Annotated in this window: 20 protein-coding genes and 1 pseudogene; 6 read left to right on the top strand and 15 right to left on the bottom strand. The window is 69.4% G+C overall.

The genetic code is table 11. From position 1 onward, the window contains the following. From AWZ10_RS38460 to AWZ10_RS38445, 4 genes are all read right to left on the bottom strand, one after another. Positions 1-793 (bottom strand): formyltransferase family protein (locus AWZ10_RS38460; protein ID WP_279616668.1); only part of this gene is annotated, 793 nt, incomplete at its 3' end. A 196-nt stretch (positions 794-989) separates the two neighbouring features. Further along, the gene (locus AWZ10_RS38455; protein WP_046703533.1) at positions 990-1,247 is read right to left on the bottom strand and encodes a hypothetical protein; all 258 of its coding nucleotides are present in this window, start codon (positions 1,245-1,247) and stop codon (positions 990-992) included. After that, positions 1,234-1,548: a DUF6400 family protein gene (locus tag AWZ10_RS38450; protein WP_060893345.1), complete on the bottom strand. Its 315-nt coding sequence runs from the start codon at positions 1,546-1,548 to the stop codon at positions 1,234-1,236. Before AWZ10_RS38450 ends, AWZ10_RS38455 begins: the two co-directional genes overlap by 14 nt. A 209-nt stretch (positions 1,549-1,757) precedes the next feature. Next, the gene (locus AWZ10_RS38445) at positions 1,758-2,375 is read right to left on the bottom strand and encodes a TOPRIM nucleotidyl transferase/hydrolase domain-containing protein (RefSeq protein WP_046703535.1); all 618 of its coding nucleotides are present in this window, start codon (positions 2,373-2,375) and stop codon (positions 1,758-1,760) included. 110 nt (positions 2,376-2,485) lie between these two features. Here AWZ10_RS38445 and AWZ10_RS38440 point away from each other — a divergent pair. Beyond that, positions 2,486-3,094, top strand: a pseudogene (locus tag AWZ10_RS38440) (questin oxidase family protein); the annotation flags it as partial. Positions 3,095-3,311: 217 nt separating this feature from the next. On the opposite strand, the gene AWZ10_RS38435 reads toward AWZ10_RS38440, so the two are convergent. The 11 genes from AWZ10_RS38435 to AWZ10_RS38385 all read right to left on the bottom strand — a co-directional run bounded on the left by AWZ10_RS38435 (position 3,312) and on the right by AWZ10_RS38385 (position 9,577). After that, positions 3,312-3,761, bottom strand: coding sequence for a hypothetical protein (locus AWZ10_RS38435; protein ID WP_060893344.1), 450 nt, complete (start codon positions 3,759-3,761; stop codon positions 3,312-3,314). A 323-nt stretch (positions 3,762-4,084) separates the two neighbouring features. Further along, the gene (locus tag AWZ10_RS38430; RefSeq protein WP_037692589.1) at positions 4,085-4,363 is read right to left on the bottom strand and encodes a gas vesicle protein K; all 279 of its coding nucleotides are present in this window, start codon (positions 4,361-4,363) and stop codon (positions 4,085-4,087) included. Beyond that, entirely contained in the window at positions 4,360-4,587 is a 228-nt protein-coding gene (locus AWZ10_RS38425; RefSeq protein ID WP_046703537.1) for a gas vesicle protein, read from the bottom strand. Before AWZ10_RS38425 ends, AWZ10_RS38430 begins: the two co-directional genes overlap by 4 nt. A gap of 3 nt (positions 4,588-4,590) precedes the next feature. Beyond that, entirely contained in the window at positions 4,591-5,394 is an 804-nt protein-coding gene (locus AWZ10_RS38420) for a GvpL/GvpF family gas vesicle protein (RefSeq protein WP_060893343.1), read from the bottom strand. 45 nt (positions 5,395-5,439) lie between these two features. Beyond that, positions 5,440-5,775, bottom strand: coding sequence for a gas vesicle protein (locus AWZ10_RS38415; RefSeq protein ID WP_060893342.1), 336 nt, complete (start codon positions 5,773-5,775; stop codon positions 5,440-5,442). Then, positions 5,768-6,835 (bottom strand): SRPBCC family protein, encoded by a 1,068-nt coding sequence (locus AWZ10_RS38410; RefSeq protein ID WP_046703540.1) that lies wholly within the window; start codon positions 6,833-6,835, stop codon positions 5,768-5,770. Before AWZ10_RS38410 ends, AWZ10_RS38415 begins: the two co-directional genes overlap by 8 nt. Positions 6,836-6,841: 6 nt before the next feature. Beyond that, positions 6,842-7,738, bottom strand: a complete 897-nt coding sequence (locus AWZ10_RS51915; RefSeq protein WP_060893341.1) for a hypothetical protein — start codon at positions 7,736-7,738, stop codon at positions 6,842-6,844. A gap of 7 nt (positions 7,739-7,745) precedes the next feature. Continuing rightward, positions 7,746-8,000, bottom strand: coding sequence for a gas vesicle protein GvpG (locus AWZ10_RS38400; protein ID WP_046703542.1), 255 nt, complete (start codon positions 7,998-8,000; stop codon positions 7,746-7,748). Position 8,001: 1 nt separating this feature from the next. Beyond that, positions 8,002-8,751: a GvpL/GvpF family gas vesicle protein gene (locus AWZ10_RS38395; RefSeq protein ID WP_060893340.1), complete on the bottom strand. Its 750-nt coding sequence runs from the start codon at positions 8,749-8,751 to the stop codon at positions 8,002-8,004. Positions 8,752-8,754: 3 nt separating this feature from the next. Next, positions 8,755-9,222: a gas vesicle protein GvpJ gene (gvpJ, locus tag AWZ10_RS38390; protein ID WP_046703544.1), complete on the bottom strand. Its 468-nt coding sequence runs from the start codon at positions 9,220-9,222 to the stop codon at positions 8,755-8,757. A 34-nt stretch (positions 9,223-9,256) separates the two neighbouring features. Continuing rightward, positions 9,257-9,577, bottom strand: coding sequence for a gas vesicle protein GvpO (locus AWZ10_RS38385; protein ID WP_046703608.1), 321 nt, complete (start codon positions 9,575-9,577; stop codon positions 9,257-9,259). A gap of 626 nt (positions 9,578-10,203) precedes the next feature. Here AWZ10_RS38385 and modA point away from each other — a divergent pair. The 5 genes from modA (at position 10,204) to AWZ10_RS38360 (ending at position 15,031) form a co-directional block, all read left to right on the top strand. Next, positions 10,204-11,028, top strand: coding sequence for a molybdate ABC transporter substrate-binding protein (gene modA, locus AWZ10_RS38380; protein ID WP_046703545.1), 825 nt, complete (start codon positions 10,204-10,206; stop codon positions 11,026-11,028). Beyond that, complete coding sequence (modB, locus tag AWZ10_RS38375) at positions 11,025-11,891, top strand: molybdate ABC transporter permease subunit (protein WP_046703546.1); 867 nt, start codon at positions 11,025-11,027, stop codon at positions 11,889-11,891. Before modA ends, modB begins: the two co-directional genes overlap by 4 nt. Then, positions 11,888-12,985, top strand: coding sequence for an ABC transporter ATP-binding protein (locus AWZ10_RS38370; protein ID WP_060893339.1), 1,098 nt, complete (start codon positions 11,888-11,890; stop codon positions 12,983-12,985). Before modB ends, AWZ10_RS38370 begins: the two co-directional genes overlap by 4 nt. A 204-nt stretch (positions 12,986-13,189) precedes the next feature. Beyond that, positions 13,190-13,609 carry a TOBE domain-containing protein gene (locus AWZ10_RS38365; RefSeq protein ID WP_060893338.1) on the top strand — a complete coding sequence of 140 codons (420 nt, stop codon included), beginning with the start codon at positions 13,190-13,192 and terminating at the stop codon, positions 13,607-13,609. 216 nt (positions 13,610-13,825) lie between these two features. Beyond that, positions 13,826-15,031, top strand: a complete 1,206-nt coding sequence (locus AWZ10_RS38360) for an MFS transporter (protein ID WP_060893337.1) — start codon at positions 13,826-13,828, stop codon at positions 15,029-15,031. Positions 15,032-15,107: the final 76 nt, after the last annotated feature.

The raw sequence follows: 15,107 nt of genomic DNA, 5'->3' as shown, positions 1-15,107 counted from the left end.
GCTCGGGGATCCACACGGCGCCGTCGCTGGTGGCCCGGCAGACCGCCCCGGCCCGGGTGGCCAGCAGCTCGCCCGGACGGCCACGCAACACGCTCTCCGGATGACCACCGTGCAGATACCATTCACCGCCGAGCAGCACGTCCAGCACACCGGGCTGCGAGTCTGCCGCCCTCAGCTTGCGCAGGACGTCCTGGGTGGAGTCCTCGGCCCAGTCGATCCGCCGGACGCTCTGGTCGAGGTACGGACGTGTGCGCGGGCGTGGGCCGGCGTAGGCGTCGGGCTCGGCGGCGGCAGCGCCGGTCGTGCCTGGCGCGTCCTGTCTGCGCGGTGCGTAGGTGCCCCCGGCGAAGCGCTCCACCGCGAGCATGACGGCCTCGATCGCGGCGTCGGCGATCTCACCCCGGTACAGCTCGCTCTTGGGTACCTGGGGAATCCGGCACGGCACGGAGGCCCACACGTCACCGGCGTCCATCTCCCCGTCGGCCTGCAGGACGGTGACACCCCATTCCTCGACGCCCTCGTGGATCGCCCAGTCCAGGGAGGACGGTCCTCGGTCGCCCACCGGGCCGGGATGGACGACGAAGCAGGTGTACGCCGTCCACACCTCTTCGGGGATCGCCGTCCTCAGCATCGGCGCCACGATGAGCCGCGGTGCGTGCCGCCGCACGGCATCCGACAACGAGCCGCCCGGCAGGGCGAGTTCGACCGCCACGGTGTGGCCGCGGTCGCGCAGTTCGGCGTGGGTGCGCTGGGTGAGACTGTTGAACGCGCTGGCTAGGAGCAGGATGTGCACGGCTGCCTCCGGGCGGGCGAACGGCAGGCAGGGATGACCGCCGACCGCGATCCTCGACCACGGCGTCCCGCCGGCCCCGGCGACAGACGGAGAGGTCATCCGAAAGCGGGCGCCCATCGGCCGTCCGGCCTCACCCGCCCGTGCCCACGACTGCACCGGCGACCCGGCTCACCCCGTGGTCAGCCCCGGCACACGATCAACGTCGTCGCAGGCCGCTGGTGATGCGCTCCCACGGGGAGCGGGTGGCACCGAAGTGGGTCTCGTGGGTCCAGATGTGGGTGCACGACCGGCACTGCAGATGGAGCAGGCTGCCGACGTTCGAGAGCAGGTAGCGCCAATGGTCGGAGCAGGTACGGCCCTGCTCACAGGTGACGCACCCGCGCCGGTCGTCACAGTTCGGGCAGGCCACCCAGGCGCGACGACCGACGTCGGCCTGCGGGTCAAGCGGCAGCATGACCGCCGCCTCCGCCCGGAAGCACACCGGCCGAGACCAGCTCGTCGTACACCCGCTGCTGCTCCGCGCTGAGACCGGAGTACAGCAGTTCGTACGCCGCTTCCTCGCCGCGCAGCGCGGCCATGGGGTCCCAGTCGGCACCGAGGGCGTCCAGGACATGAGCGCGCCGGAGCAGTTCGTGTGAACTCAGGTCGACGACCAGGTCGATCGTCGGGGAGGCGTCAGGACGGTCCGCGGCAGGATCACTCGCTGCGACGGGTTCGTCCGGTTCTCCGGGGAAGGCGCGGCCATGGTGGGACATACGACCGAACGTAGGTAAGCGTTCCGTGCCCCGGCAAGAGCAGGTGGGAGAAGTCACACCAGGTCAGGGTCGTCGGAGATCCCGTAGGGCGGTTCCCCGCGTCGACGGGGTGGAGCTGGCCGAACTCCTCGCACCGCACGGATGCCGCCGCACGGTGTCCTGCGGACGGTCCCGACCTGATCACCACCGACAGGTCCGGGAACGACCCCTCACAAGGTGGCGAAGAGGTCGCCCAGCGGGGCGGGCACCTGGTCGGGGGCGAGGGCTTCGACCAGGAGGCGGCCGTAACGGATCTTGCGGCCCTTCTTCGTGCCGAGGAAGCGCCGCAGCTGCTGGTGCCGGGGTCGGCCGTGCTGGGCGGGCTGCCGTACGAAGGTCTGCCAGGGGCGCAGCTCGTCCGCGGCCTGGATGATCTGCTCGATCCGCGCCGTGCCCAGCGCACGGATGAGCTCGTCCTCCAGATCCGCCGCGCAGACGAAGACGCTGGGGCGCGGTGCCCAGGCCGGGTCGAGACCCCGGTCGAAGAAGGGCTTCTCCCGCTCGTCGCACAGACCGAGCAGGCGCAGGCCGAGACCGGACGGCCCGAGGAGCGCCGCGTAGCGTCCGACGCTCATCGCCCCGCCCATGGACAGCACACACACCCCCTCGCCCGCCAGGTCACGGCCGCGCCCCGCGGCCAGCGCCTCGACGGCCGCGAGGTCGCTCAGCCCTTCCAGCAGGACCGCCGTGTGCACCCCCAGGAGCTTCGCCAGCTCGCTCGCCGCCCGGCCGGAGCCGCCGGCGGCCCAACCTGTGACCTCGTCCCGGAACATGTGCATGTCGGCCATGCCGGGAGTCTGCTACGTCCGCCGCCGGCAGCGCACGCGATATTCGGCTGCCCGACCGCACGGGCACGGCGTCGCGCAACACTGGAGGGCAGAGGGCCGCCCTAGCTCCTCTGACCGGCAAGGACACCGAGCCGCGTCTGGTCGAGCCGGCTCACGGCCCCTGTTACCGGCCGCCCACTACCACTCCGTCACGGATGTCGCTCCGCCGGCCGGAGCCGACACGGCGGCCGCGGCTCTCGACGCGGTGACACCCATCGCCGAACGGGAAGGCGGCTTCACCGCCGGCTCGGCCGCGTCACGGGCCTGCCGGTGTGGGCGCCCGCGGTCAGGGACGCGGACGAGGCTCGCCGCTGCCTCAGCGAACTCGTGCAGGCGGCCACTCACCGGTATGCCACCCACGGCCACGGCGAGCAGATCATGCCGGTCCACGCGGCCACGGCCCTCAACGCGTCCCGCGCACCCTTCCCGCACTTCCGCGAGCCCTGTGGGTACCGAGCCTGCGGGCGGCCCGGGCGGCATCTGCGGCGGTGACCGCGATGTACGCGCCCCACGCCCCGGTCGCGTACACCCCACCAGGCACCTTCGCGCCGGAGGAAGTCTTCGAGCGGGCCCTGGCGCACGGCGACGAACACGTCATCAAGCTGACCGACACGGCCCTCGATGTCAGCAACGAACGAGCCCTGGCGGCGGCTCTGCGCTCCCTCGAGCTGAGCGAACCGCCGTCCTGGTTCCGCGAACCCCGGTGCACGGCCTCACGGGCCACGGCCGTGAGGCCGTGCACGCTCGTCGGCATGCCGACCCACTATGAGATCCCGCGCCGCCTGCGGCTCGTGAACGCCTTCCCGATGTCCTTTCGGCGGCAGGACCGCGACATCGGACCACGGGAGGCGGCGGCGCGGGAACTCATGGCCGGTTGACCGACCGGGATCAGCCGGATCAGCGAACTTCAGTGACCCGGTGCTCCTTCAGGGAGGCGCAGTTGGAGTTCTCCACCGACACGTACACGTTGTCGATGCTGCCGCCCCAGCTCACGCAGTAGCCCTTTCCGTACACGTAGGCAGGCCCCGCGTACGACGAGAAGCTCCCGTCGTCCCCGGCCCACTCGTCGGTGGCGGGGACGTAGATGTACGTGGACATGTACTTGAGCGTGCCCGGGTTGGCGCGGATCGTCGCGACGCAGTTCTTGCCGTTCTTGGAGTTGTACGTCAGGTAGACCGTGCCCAGCGAGCCGACGGGCGCGGAGTTCACGGTCTTGTAGGCACTGCCGCAGACACCCTGCGGAGTGACGTTGGGTGCGGCGGAGGCGGCCGTGCTGAACGCGGTGCCGGCGCCCACCGCCAGTGCCGCTAACGCCCCGACTGTCGCCACACTACGCATGTTTCGCATATTTCCCCCTTGGGTCTTTGAGAGCACTTTGCTCCCACTTGATGTGACCCTCGGGCAGTACGGATGGTTGTCCCGGGTTCCCAAGAAACTTCGGGTGGCCTTCTGCGAACAGCTCGGGAGCCGATCACGCGGGGTTCCTGACGCAGGGGCCACGTGTGCCGGGGCAGGGTTCGCGGGGCCGCCGTGAAGACCGCCGCGATCACGAAGAGGACGGTCCACGGAACCGTGTCGCGCCCCGTGCCGCACGAGGTCACCCAGGGCCCTCGTCTTCACCGCTCGGATACTGCGCCATGCCTGTCGGCTCGCGCCGAGGACCAACACCTTCAGTTCTGGGGCAGAAGGGTTCCGAGTGGCCCGAGGTCGAGATTGAGATCCTCCGGACGCACTCCGTGCTGCTCGCAGAGTTCCGTCATCCGCTGATCGAGCAACATCAACGTGGTCCCGATCTCGTCAGCCTGTTCATCACTGAGATCGCCCTGCTCGACACGGCGAATCGCCTGGCGCTCCATCAACTGCCTGAGGAGTTCGACCACGGTGAGAACCAGGGTGACGAGGTCACGTCCCACCTGGTCGGAGTCCAGGTCGAGTCGGGAGCCGGTCACAGCGGGCCTCCGTCCGCCCAGGGCGCCGGGACACGTTCGTTGACGGACGACAGAAGAGCATGGAGTGACAGTCGTACCAGCGGAACGTCGGCGATGGCGATGACCAGGTCACCGCTGATCACTACGCCAGTCGCCAGGACACGGTCCAACAGGTCGACGAGCGGCACCCCGATGGGACCGTCCAGGGGCCCGGGGCTGTCCCAGAGCGCCACTTCCTGCGTCATGATCTACACCTCGCCGACGAAGGAATAGGGCACCCACGGCCCTGACAGCTCGATCTGCGCCCCGGTCCGTTCCCGCAGCGCCTGTGTCAGTCGGGTGAGCTCGTCGGCGCGGCGGTCCGGCACCAGATAGCTCGCGTTGAGGACCTGAACCCGCTGTTCCCCGGAAGGCTGAGCGGCATGCAGTCGCAGCCTTCGGCTGGCTGTGGCAAGGCTGCCGACTTCGGCATCCACCGCGTCCGCCGTCCGCAGCGCCTCTTCCTGACGGCGCTCGCGACGCTCCTGCGCGCCCCGCTTGCGGTCCAGGTAGGCAAGGCCGGCTCCGGGCGCCGGGCGAGATCGGTCGACCGGCGTGGCACTGCGGATCGAATCGTCCGGCGGGCGGGGCGGCGCGTACACCTTCACGCCCCATTCGGCGTGGTGCGCGATGCGCTTGAGCGCTGCGTGGAACCGGACCGCCTCGTTGGCGAGCGCGTCCCGCGCCCTCTCCGCACCCTGGTAGAGCGTGGCCATCGGCAGGGGAACCGTAGGGCAGCAGGCGGCCACCGCGGAGACGACATCGTGGTGGGCGCGTGCGTATCGCTCCAGTTCTCGCTGGTCGCACAGGCGCGCCTGCCAGGCTTCGTTGGTGAAGTCGCTCGCTCGGACGGTCTGGACGATCGCTGTCAGTGTCTCCAGCGGCAGTGTGCTCACGGGCGCCTCGTCGGTGACACCTGACAGCCCGACGACTGCCGACGGATCCGGGTTCCAGCAGACAGCGAACACGTAGGTGGCGTGGGCGTCCGAACGCTCAGTGCCGCGCTCCGTCATGTGCTCGGTTCTCCTTGGTCCCTTGCTGGGGGTATCGCTGCGGGGTCACCGCTCGGGCAATGCGTCCTTCGTGTTGGATTCGAGCGCCTCCAGACGTTCACGCAGTTCGCGGTTCTCGTCCTGCAGTGCGCTGCGCAAAGCTCGCGAACTAAGTGCCGGATCGGCTTCCCACCAGTCGATTCCGGCTTTCTTCGCGGTATCCACGGAAGCCACGAACAGGCGCAGCCGGATAGTGAGCAGCTCGATGTCGAGGAGGTCGATCTTGATGTCCCCGGCGATCACGATCCCTTTGTCGAGAACGCGTTCGAGGATGTCGGCAAGGTTGGTTGTCTGCGGGCCGGAGACGGGATAGGACCTCTGCTGGAAGTCGACGTCAGGCACGGCGCCGCCTCTGCGCTCGTCGCTGTCTGGAAGTGGACTGGTCCTCGTCCTCCACCCCGTCTTCGTCCTCCTCCTCGGCCTCGTCCTCGTATGCGCCTTCGGCTTCCTCTTCGTCCTCGTCCTCGTCCTCGTACACGTCTTCGTCTTCGTCCTCGTATGCGGAGTCGGCGCCTTCCCCGGCGTCACCTCCGCCTTCACCCTCGGGCTCCTCGCCCTCGGATTCCTCCTGATCAGCCTCTTCTTCTTCCATGGCGTCCTCGTGGGACACGACGACTTCACCGTCACGGATTTCACCGCGCCAGCCTTCGGGCTCCTCATTGGTGAGGGTGACGTACCGCTGGAAGTTCTTGAAGTCCAGTCGCATGCGGCGCCCTTGGGCCCGCCACAGGTTGCCCGTCTTCTCGAAGAACCCGGACGGGTAGTACTCCACGACCAGGACGATTCGAGTCAGGGTCGGTGCCAGTTCATGGAAGCTGACCACGCCGCGGGTCGTGCCCTTGGCTCCTTCGGAGGTCCAGACGATGCGGTCGTCAGGAATCTGTTCCTGAACAGTCGCTTTGAAACTGCGCGAGGAAGGGCCGACTTTGACCTTCCAGTCGCTCCCCACCTCGTCGCTCTTCGAGACGTCGCGAACACCCTTCGCGAAGCTGCTGAATTGGTCGTACTGTGTCCAGAAGTCGTAAGCGTCGCGCAGAGGCACCCCCACATCCAGAACCTCGATGATGTTCATGACCTTGCCGCCGCTGGACTTACGTTTCCCTTTCCCCCCGCCAAAGGCTTCCTTGACCTTTCCCACAACGTTGTCCTTGACACCCTTGGCCTTTTCCGAGACGAAGGCCTTCATCGGGGATTCACCCTGAAGAACGCGGGAGCCGATCGCAGGAAGTGAGCCACCGGAATCGGCGACATCGGAAAGCTTCCCGGTGACGTCGGTCAGTTTGCCACCCGCCTTCTCAGCGAGATTCTCCACCTGCGCGGCGAGGAAGTTGGACAGCTCTTCGCGGAGCCGGTCCACACCCGATTCCTTCTCTCCGGTTCGGTCATTCTCCGTCTTGGTCATGGCTGGCTACCTCCGACGATCGACGCGCTTGGATGCTGCTCGCTTCGATGACGTCGTCTTCCTGGCCGCGGACTTCTTGGCAGGAGCGGACTTCTTCGCCGCCGTCTTCCTGGCGGGAGCCGACTTCTTCGCCGCCGTCTTCCTGGCCGCGGACTTCTTGGCAGGAACGGACTTCTTCGCCGCCGTCTTCTTGGCGGGAGCCGACTTCTTCGCCGCCGTCTTCCTGGCCGGTTCAGCCTTCCGCGGCGCCGCCTTAGCCGTCCGACCCCTCTCCCCACGGGCGGGTGCAGCCTTCTTACGTGCCGCCGGTGCGGGTGTCCGGCGGGACCGAGTCGATCGCGGAGAACTGCGGCGCCGCTGCCGCCCCGCCTCTTCCGCTTCTTCCGCTTCTTCCGGCTCTTCCTCTTCCTCTTCTTCCTCTTCGCCTTCGTCCTCGTATTCGTATTCCGGCTGCTCCTCCTCTTCCTCGGCCTGGTCCTCTTCGTACTCGGCCTCCGGTTCTTCCTCTTCCGGCTCTTCCTCTTCCTCGTATTCCGCGCTTTCCTCGTCCGGCGCGTATTCCTCCTCCTCGTCCTCCTCCTCGTCCGCCTTCTCACCGATCCGGGCCGTGCGGTCGCTGATGGCGTCGGCGAGCGTGCTCATGCCCCGGTCGGCAGCGGCAGCCACTGCCTTGCGGCCCGCTTCGAGGACTTCCCCTCGCAACTGCTCCTGCAGCTCGGCGAACTGCGGAATCTCCCCCAGCCTGCGCATCCCTTCGGCCGCGAGCTGGCGAGGTTCGAGGCCGAAGCGCCGACCCGCCAGATAGGTCGCAATGGACAGGGCCAGCCGACCCTTCTTCGTCCGGCCCAGCACATAGCCGCCCACTACAGCGGCCGCGAGCGTCACCTTTTCCTTGTCGTCCATGAGTGCGTCACCTTCGATCGTTCGGTGCAGGGCAGACCCGCGTGGCATGCAGCCGGTCGAGCAGTCGTTCCTCTTCCCGTTCGAACTCCTCCAGGCCGATGTCGCCGTCTTCGAGTTCCCGGTTCAGCAGAGCCAGCTGGGCACGGAGCACTTCTGGGTCATGCAACTCGCGCTCAGCTGCGTCGTTGAGCTGCTCCGCCACCCACATCACGCCGCGGACCGGGGCGATGGGGAGCGTGAGCAGTCCGGTGATCAGTCCCATGTCAGACTCCGACGGTCCGAACGTGTGCGCCTTCAGCGGAGACAAAGCTGTAGCAGGGCAGCGGGCCCGCGAGACGCAAGTCGACACGTTCGCAGTGCACCCCGGCGAATCGCTCCGCCTGGCTTCGGAATTCGTCGCTGTCGCCGCGGTTGACGAGGAACGACATGTTCAGCACGCATCCCTGAACTTTGGGCCCCGAGGCAACCGCGCGGGCCCTTGGTGTGAGATCGCGCAGAAGTCGCCGACCGGCTTCGGCGGCCCTGCTCTCCAGAGCAGCCGCCACAGCTTCACCCAGTCGGAGGTTGGCTTCGTAACCAGGCCGTCGACGCGCCTCGTCCCGCAGCCGTCGGACTGTCCTGTCCTCCGCGACGAGGCTTCTCAATGCGTTCTGCGCCGGGAACGCCTTGACGTTGACCTCGACCCCGTCGGAGAGGTGTTCCAGTGCGACCATGTGGTCCGCCTCGCCGACTGCCAGCTGACCCCGCACCGTGCCATCGTCCGGTGCGACCATCCCGAACCGCATGGGTAGCACCGGACCCTGGTCCGAAAGGCGCAACAACAGATCCTGGTGGGCCAGAAGATCGCGCCGCCTGGCGCGGAGTTTCGGGGGAGCCGCACTGACGACGGCGGCGACCCGCCCCTGCCGGATTGTCCGCAGCGGGGCAGCCGGGCTGCCCACACCGCCCATGTCCGTCGGCAATGGTCTTCCCGCGTGGATGATCGCGTAGACATACACACCGTCGGCTGTCACGGCTCATGCCTCCACGGGTCGTCGTCGGGTCGTACCGCCACGGGCGGGAGCACGCCGCTTCCTCGGCCTTTCCTTCTGCGCTTCCTCGTCCTCATCAGGTTCGTCGGAGTCGTCGTCACGGCCCCCGACCGCCCTGCGCACGGTGTCACCCACGTTTTCCGCGGCCTTTCGGACCTTGCGTCTCCCGATGGATTTGGCAGCACTTCCGCTGAGCAGCTCGGGAATGGTGGTGCTGCCGGAGTCACGTTCCAGGTCCAGGCGGTTGCATGCCTCGGCGAACCTCAGGTACGTGTCCACACTCGCCACGACAATGCGCGCGTCTATCTTGAGGATCTCGATGCCGACCAGGGAGACCCGGACGAACACGTCGATCACCATGCCCCGATCAAGGATGAGTTCCAGCACGTCGTACAACGTGCCGGCGCGCGGTGGGCAGGCCACTACCTCGTCGGAGTAGGTGGTCGCAGGCATGGGGCGTCCTTCCGCTTGTCAGGCAAACCTGGGGTCACTCATCGGCGGACCCTCGCCGATAGCGGCGGACCCTGCAGTACTCCAAGAGTTCGCCGTCCTGATCGAGCTGCACCTCGTACGAGGCGAGAAGGCTCGTCGTGTCCGGAATCCGGGGCAGCTCAAGGACATCCACGACGACGCACCAACCGTCGTCGACACGTCTCACGGCCGATACGCCCTCCGTGGGGTGGCCGATCAGCCCCTCCAGGCTCCGGCTGGCAGCACGCGCGGCGTGTTCCGCTCCCCGCACGGGTGCTGTGCGGCGGGCGGCCTTCGTCGGGGTCTTCCCGGCGCGCGACTGACGTTCTTCTGCCATGAACACAAGTCTGGTCGGTATCGGACACCGCGCACCTTGAGCGGGGCAGACGGGCGCACGTGCGGGGCCGCGTGCCGTCGCCTGCGATCGACCCCTCGGCGAGATCTTGGAAGACCGCGCCCGAGCCCCGCGGGTCTTCCATACGGAATGAGCACGTCGTGCAGCAAGGGTCCGGGGAAGCGCTGACGCTGGATACCGCTGGTGGCGCGCTCGACGGTGACGGTGGCCTCGTGCTGGGGCCCGGCCGGCGGATCGGGCACCGTCAGGCGGGACAGGCAGGCGGGACAGGCAGGCCAGACCACCGGCGAGAGCGAGTTCCGCCATCGCGACGGCGGCCGTACCGGCGGCTGCGAGGAAACAGCCCCCGGATGACCACCTCGCGGGTGACCGGACGCCCACACGCGCGGCCCACTCAAACGCATATGCTATCCATAGAGATGTCAGATCCGGCTCATGCAAAGCGAAAGGCACCACCACCCTCGCATTTGCGGCACGAGCATCAGCACAGTTCCCAGCTACCGGATCCGGGATGCCGAGACCGTGGATGGTCCGCGAGGGCCGAGGTGATTGTGTCCGCCAGGACCAGAGGGAGTGGACCCGTCAGGACAAGAGGGAGTGGACCCGTGATGACCCGTACCGAGCGCCGGACCCGTCGGCCGATGCAGGTGGCCGCCCTGGGAGCCACCGCACTGCTGGCCCTGAGCGCCTGCTCGTCGTCCGGCGACCCCTCGTCGGCCAAGTCGGGCTCCTCCGCGTCCGCCGCGTCGGACAAGCTGTCCGGCACCGTGACGGTGTTCGCCGCCGCGTCGCTGAAGGAGAGCTTCACGACGCTGGGCAAGCAGTTCGAGGAGAAGCACCCCGGCACGAAGGTCACCTTCAGCTTCGGCGGCAGTGACTCGCTCGCCGCGAGCATCACCGGCGGTGCTCCCGCGGACGTGTTCGCCTCGGCCAGCCCCAAGACGATGGCGATCGTGACGGACGCGGGGGCCGCGTCGGGGACGCCCGCCACCTTCGTCCGCAACCAGTTGGAGATCGCGACCCTGCCGGGCAACCCCGACAAGATCGCCTCCCTCAAGGACCTCACCAGGTCCGGCCTGAAGGTCGTACTGTGCGACAAAGAGGTGCCTTGTGGTGCCGCCGCCCAGAAGGCCCTGGACGCGAGCAGGTTGACGCTCACTCCCGTCTCCTACGAGCAGGACGTCAAGGCCGCCCTGACGAAGGTCGAACTGAAGGAGGCCGACGCCGCCGTCGTCTACAAGACCGATGTGCACGCGGCGGGTGACAAGGTGCAGGGCGTGGAGTTCCCCGAGTCAGCCGACGCCATCAACGACTACCCGATCGTCCGGCTCAAGGACGCCCAGAACGCCGAGGCCGGCAAGGCGTTCATCGCGCTGGTGCAGTCCGCCGAAGGCCAGCAGATCCTCACCCAGGCCGGGTTCCTCAAGCCGTGACCCTCCCGACCGACAGGTCCGACGCAGCGACCGACACCCTCCGGGGCGGGTCGCGGCGTCGACGTGTCCGCACGAAAGACGGCGGCCGAGGCGTTCCCCTGCCGCTGCTGGTGCCCGCGCTGATCGGCCTGGCGTTCCTGATCGTGCCGCTGGTCGCGCTGCTCGTGCGGGCCCCGTGGCGCAGCCTGCCCGACCTGCTCACCAGCGCCGAGGTGTGGCAGGCGCTCCAGCTGTCCCTGGTCTGCGCCACCGCTGCCACGGCGGTGAGCCTGGTCATCGGCGTGCCGCTGGCCTGGCTGCTGGCCCGCGTCGAGTTCCCCGGACGCGGCCTGGTCCGGGCCCTGGTCACCCTGCCGCTCGTCCTTCCGCCGGTGGTCGGCGGCGTGGCCCTGCTGATGGCTCTCGGCCGCAACGGCATCGTCGGGAGGTCGCTGGACTCCTGGTTCGGGATCACGCTGCCGTTCACCACGGCGGGGGTGGTGGTCGCGGAGGCGTTCGTCGCGATGCCTTTCCTGGTCATCAGCGTCGAGGGCACCCTGAGGGCCGCCGACCCACGTTTCGAGGAGGCGGCCGCCACCCTGGGCGCCTCCCGGTTCACCGCCTTCCGCCGGGTCACGCTCCCGCTGATCGCGCCGGGTATCGCGGCCGGCGCCGTCCTGGCCTGGGCACGGGCACTGGGCGAGTTCGGCGCGACGATCACCTTCGCGGGCAACTTCCCCGGCCGTACCCAGACCATGCCGCTGGCCGTGTATCTGGCCCTGCAGAGCGACCCGGAGGCCGCCATCGCCCTCAGCCTGGTCCTGCTCGCCGTGTCCGTCGCGGTGCTGGCGGGCCTGCGCGACCGTTGGATGACGGCACGATGACCGAGCCCAGTCACGCCGCCGAAGCCGCTCACGACGTCCGTGCCGTCGCCTCCGAGGAGGGCCTCGACGCCCGCCTCGTCGTCGAGCGCGGCGCCTTCCGTCTCGACGTGGCGCTGAGCGTCGCGCCCGGCGAGGTCGTCGCCCTGCTCGGCCCGAACGGCGCGGGGAAGACCACCGCCCTGCGCGCGCTGGCTGGTCTGACCCCACTCACCGCTGGCCGGCTGCGGCTGGACGGCACGGCGTTGGAGCGTACGCCGCCGGAGGCACGCCCGGTCGGCGTCGTCTTCCAGGACTACCTGCTCTTCCCCCACCTGACGGCCCTGGACAACGTGGCCTTCGGACCGCGCTGTCACGGCGCCACCAAGGCGGAGGCCCGCGCCCAGGCCGCCGAGTGGCTCGACCGCCTGGGGCTCGCGGACCGCGCCGGCGCCAAGCCGCGCAAGCTGTCCGGCGGCCAGGCCCAGCGTGTCGCTCTGGCCCGCGCCCTGGCCACCCGCCCCCGCCTGCTGCTCCTGGACGAGCCACTGGCGGCGCTGGACGCCCGTACCCGTCTGGAGGTCCGCGCCCAACTCCGGCGGCATCTGGCCGAGTTCGAGGCCGTCGCCGTCCTGGTCACACACGACCCGCTGGACGCCATGGTGCTGGCCGACCGGCTGGTCGTCGTGGAGGACGGCCGGGTCGTCCAGGAAGGCGCCCCGTCCGACATCGCCCGCCATCCCCGTACGGACTACATCGCCCAACTGGTCGGCCTGAACCTCTACCGGGGGGAGGCCGACGGCCACACCGTCCGCCTCGACGCAGGCCCCTCCATCACCACGACCGAGGTTTTCACCGGCCCGGTCTACGTGGCGTTCCCGCCGAGCGCGGTCACCCTGCACCGTGACCGTCCGACCGGCGTCAGCGCCCGCAACCTCTGGCGCTGCGAGGTCGCGGGCCTGGAGACCCACGGCGACCAGATTCGCGCCGACCTCGGCGGAGAGCTTCCGCTCGCCGCGGACCTGACCACGGTCGCCGCCGCCGAACTCGGCCTCCACCCGGGCGCGGAGGTCTGGGCGGCTGTGAAGGCGACGCAGACCCACGCCTACCCCGTCTGAAAACGCGCAGGCCGGGACCGGGCCGGGCCATGTCCGCGGCCTGCGAGCGACGACCGCCTCACTCATCGCAGGTCTGAGCGGCAGCGGAACATTCACGCCCGACCCGACTGGCGTGACCCACACAGAAAGAAGACCGAGGACATGAGCAAGCAATACATGAGCAAGCAATAACGGCACATCAACCCTTCCCTGTGAGGCGTTCCCATGAGCCTGAGCATCCGCAACCAGATCCCCGGCACCGTCGTCTCCGTCACTTCCGGCGCGGCCATGACGACGGTCAAGGTCCGCCTCGACGGTGGCCAGGACCTCACCTCGGCGATCACCCTGGACGCCGTCAGGGGACTCGGCCTCGCCGAGGGCTCCGCCGTGCGTGCCCTGGTCAAATCCACGGAGGTCTCCCTCGCCACCGGTTCCGTGGAGGGCCTGTCCATCCGCAACCGGTTGCCCGGCAGGGTGAGTGACATCGCCACCGGCGCCGCGATGGCCTCGGGCAAGGTCACCGTCGAGGGAGGTGAACTGACCGCCGCCATCACCAAGGACGCCGTCAGCGACCTCGGCCTGACCGTCGGGTCACCCGTCACCGCGCTGATCAAGTCGACCGAGGTCTCCCTCGCCACCGTGTGACTCGGTTCCGGGGCCCGCCGTCGCCGCCCCGTGGCCAGTCGGCGTTCCGGGGGTGGTGTGGCGGGCGGGGTCTGTGCCGGGCGGGCAGGCGTTCGGTCGACTCCGGGACCGCCCCGCACGGCGGTTTCGGCAGTGGCCGGCCAGGGGCGAGCCCGTGGCAGGCGCTCCGGAGGCGTCCGGGCGCGTGCGGCGGCGGGCGAGGTTACCTTCAGCGGTATGGACGGTGATCTTGGACGCTGGCGCCGGTGCGTGCTCGGCGGGGCGGTGTTCGCCGTATGCATGGCCGGCACGACCCTGCCGACCCCCCTCTACGGCCTCTACCAGGAGAAGTTCGGATTCAACGAGCTGACGGTCACCGTCGTCTACGCCGTCTACGCCTTCGGAGTCATCGGGGTGCTGCTGCTGGCGGGCAACGCCTCGGACTCCGTGGGCCGGCGTCCGGTGCTGTTGTGGGGCCTGGGATTCTCGGCCGCGAGTGCCGTCTGCTTCCTGTGCGCCACGGCGCTGGGCTGGCTGTATGCGGGGCGGCTGCTGTCGGGTCTGTCCGCCGGCCTGTTCACCGGGGCGGCGACGGCATACGTGATGGAGCTGGCACCGCTCGGCGGCGCCTCGCGGGCCACGTTCGTGGCGACCGCCGCGAACATGGGCGGGCTCGGCTGCGGTCCACTGCTCGCCGGGGTGCTCGCGCAGTACGCCGACTGGCCGCTGTATCTGCCGTTCGCCGTCCACCTCGCTCTGGTCGCCTGCTCGGCCGCCGCCCTGTGGCGGCTTCCGGAGACCGTGCGGGAGCGTCGGCCGCTGAGCACCGTACGGCCGCAACGGCCCAGCCTGCCCCCACAGGTGCGGGTGGTCTTCGGGCCGGCGGCTGCCGCCTCCTTCGTGGGGTTCGCCCTGTTCGGGGTGTTCACGTCGGTCAGCCCTGCCTTCCTCGCCCAGTCCCTGAACGTCCACAATCACGCGGTGAGCGGGCTGGTCGTCGCCCTTGCCTTCTTCTCCTCGACCGCCGGGCAGCTGGCCGTCGGCCGGGTCGGCACGAGCCGGTCGCTGCCGCTGGGCTGCGCCGGGCTCCTGGCCGGGCTGGCGCTGCTGGCCGGCGCACTGCGATGGGAACTTTTGGCGCTGGTGGTGCTGAGTGCGGTCGTCGGCGGGGCCGGGCAGGGGCTGGCGTTTCGCGGAGCACTGTCCGCCGTGGCCGCGGCCTCCGAGGCGGACCGGCGCGCGGCCGTGATCTCGGCACTGTTCGTGGTGGCCTACACGGGTATCTCGGTACCGGTCATCGGTGTGGGGCTGCTGGCGGAACCGCTCGGCCTGGAAGGCGCCGGGCTGGTGTTCATCGCTTGCATGGCTCTCCTGGTGTCGATCGCAGGCGTCTACCTGCTGCGGCGGCCGGTACCGGCGACGGAGGCCGACCGGGTGCCTTGACTGCGCGCCCGAGGAGAGTGGGCGCGATCAGGGGTAGGCGCGTGGGCCGGGTCGACGATCTGCGGGGCCCCCACGG

This window comes from Streptomyces europaeiscabiei (assembly GCF_001550375.1).
GTDB lineage: Bacteria > Actinomycetota > Actinomycetes > Streptomycetales > Streptomycetaceae > Streptomyces > Streptomyces europaeiscabiei.
Note: the sequence above shows the minus strand (reverse complement) of the source record. Positions and strands in the feature narration are given on the sequence as shown.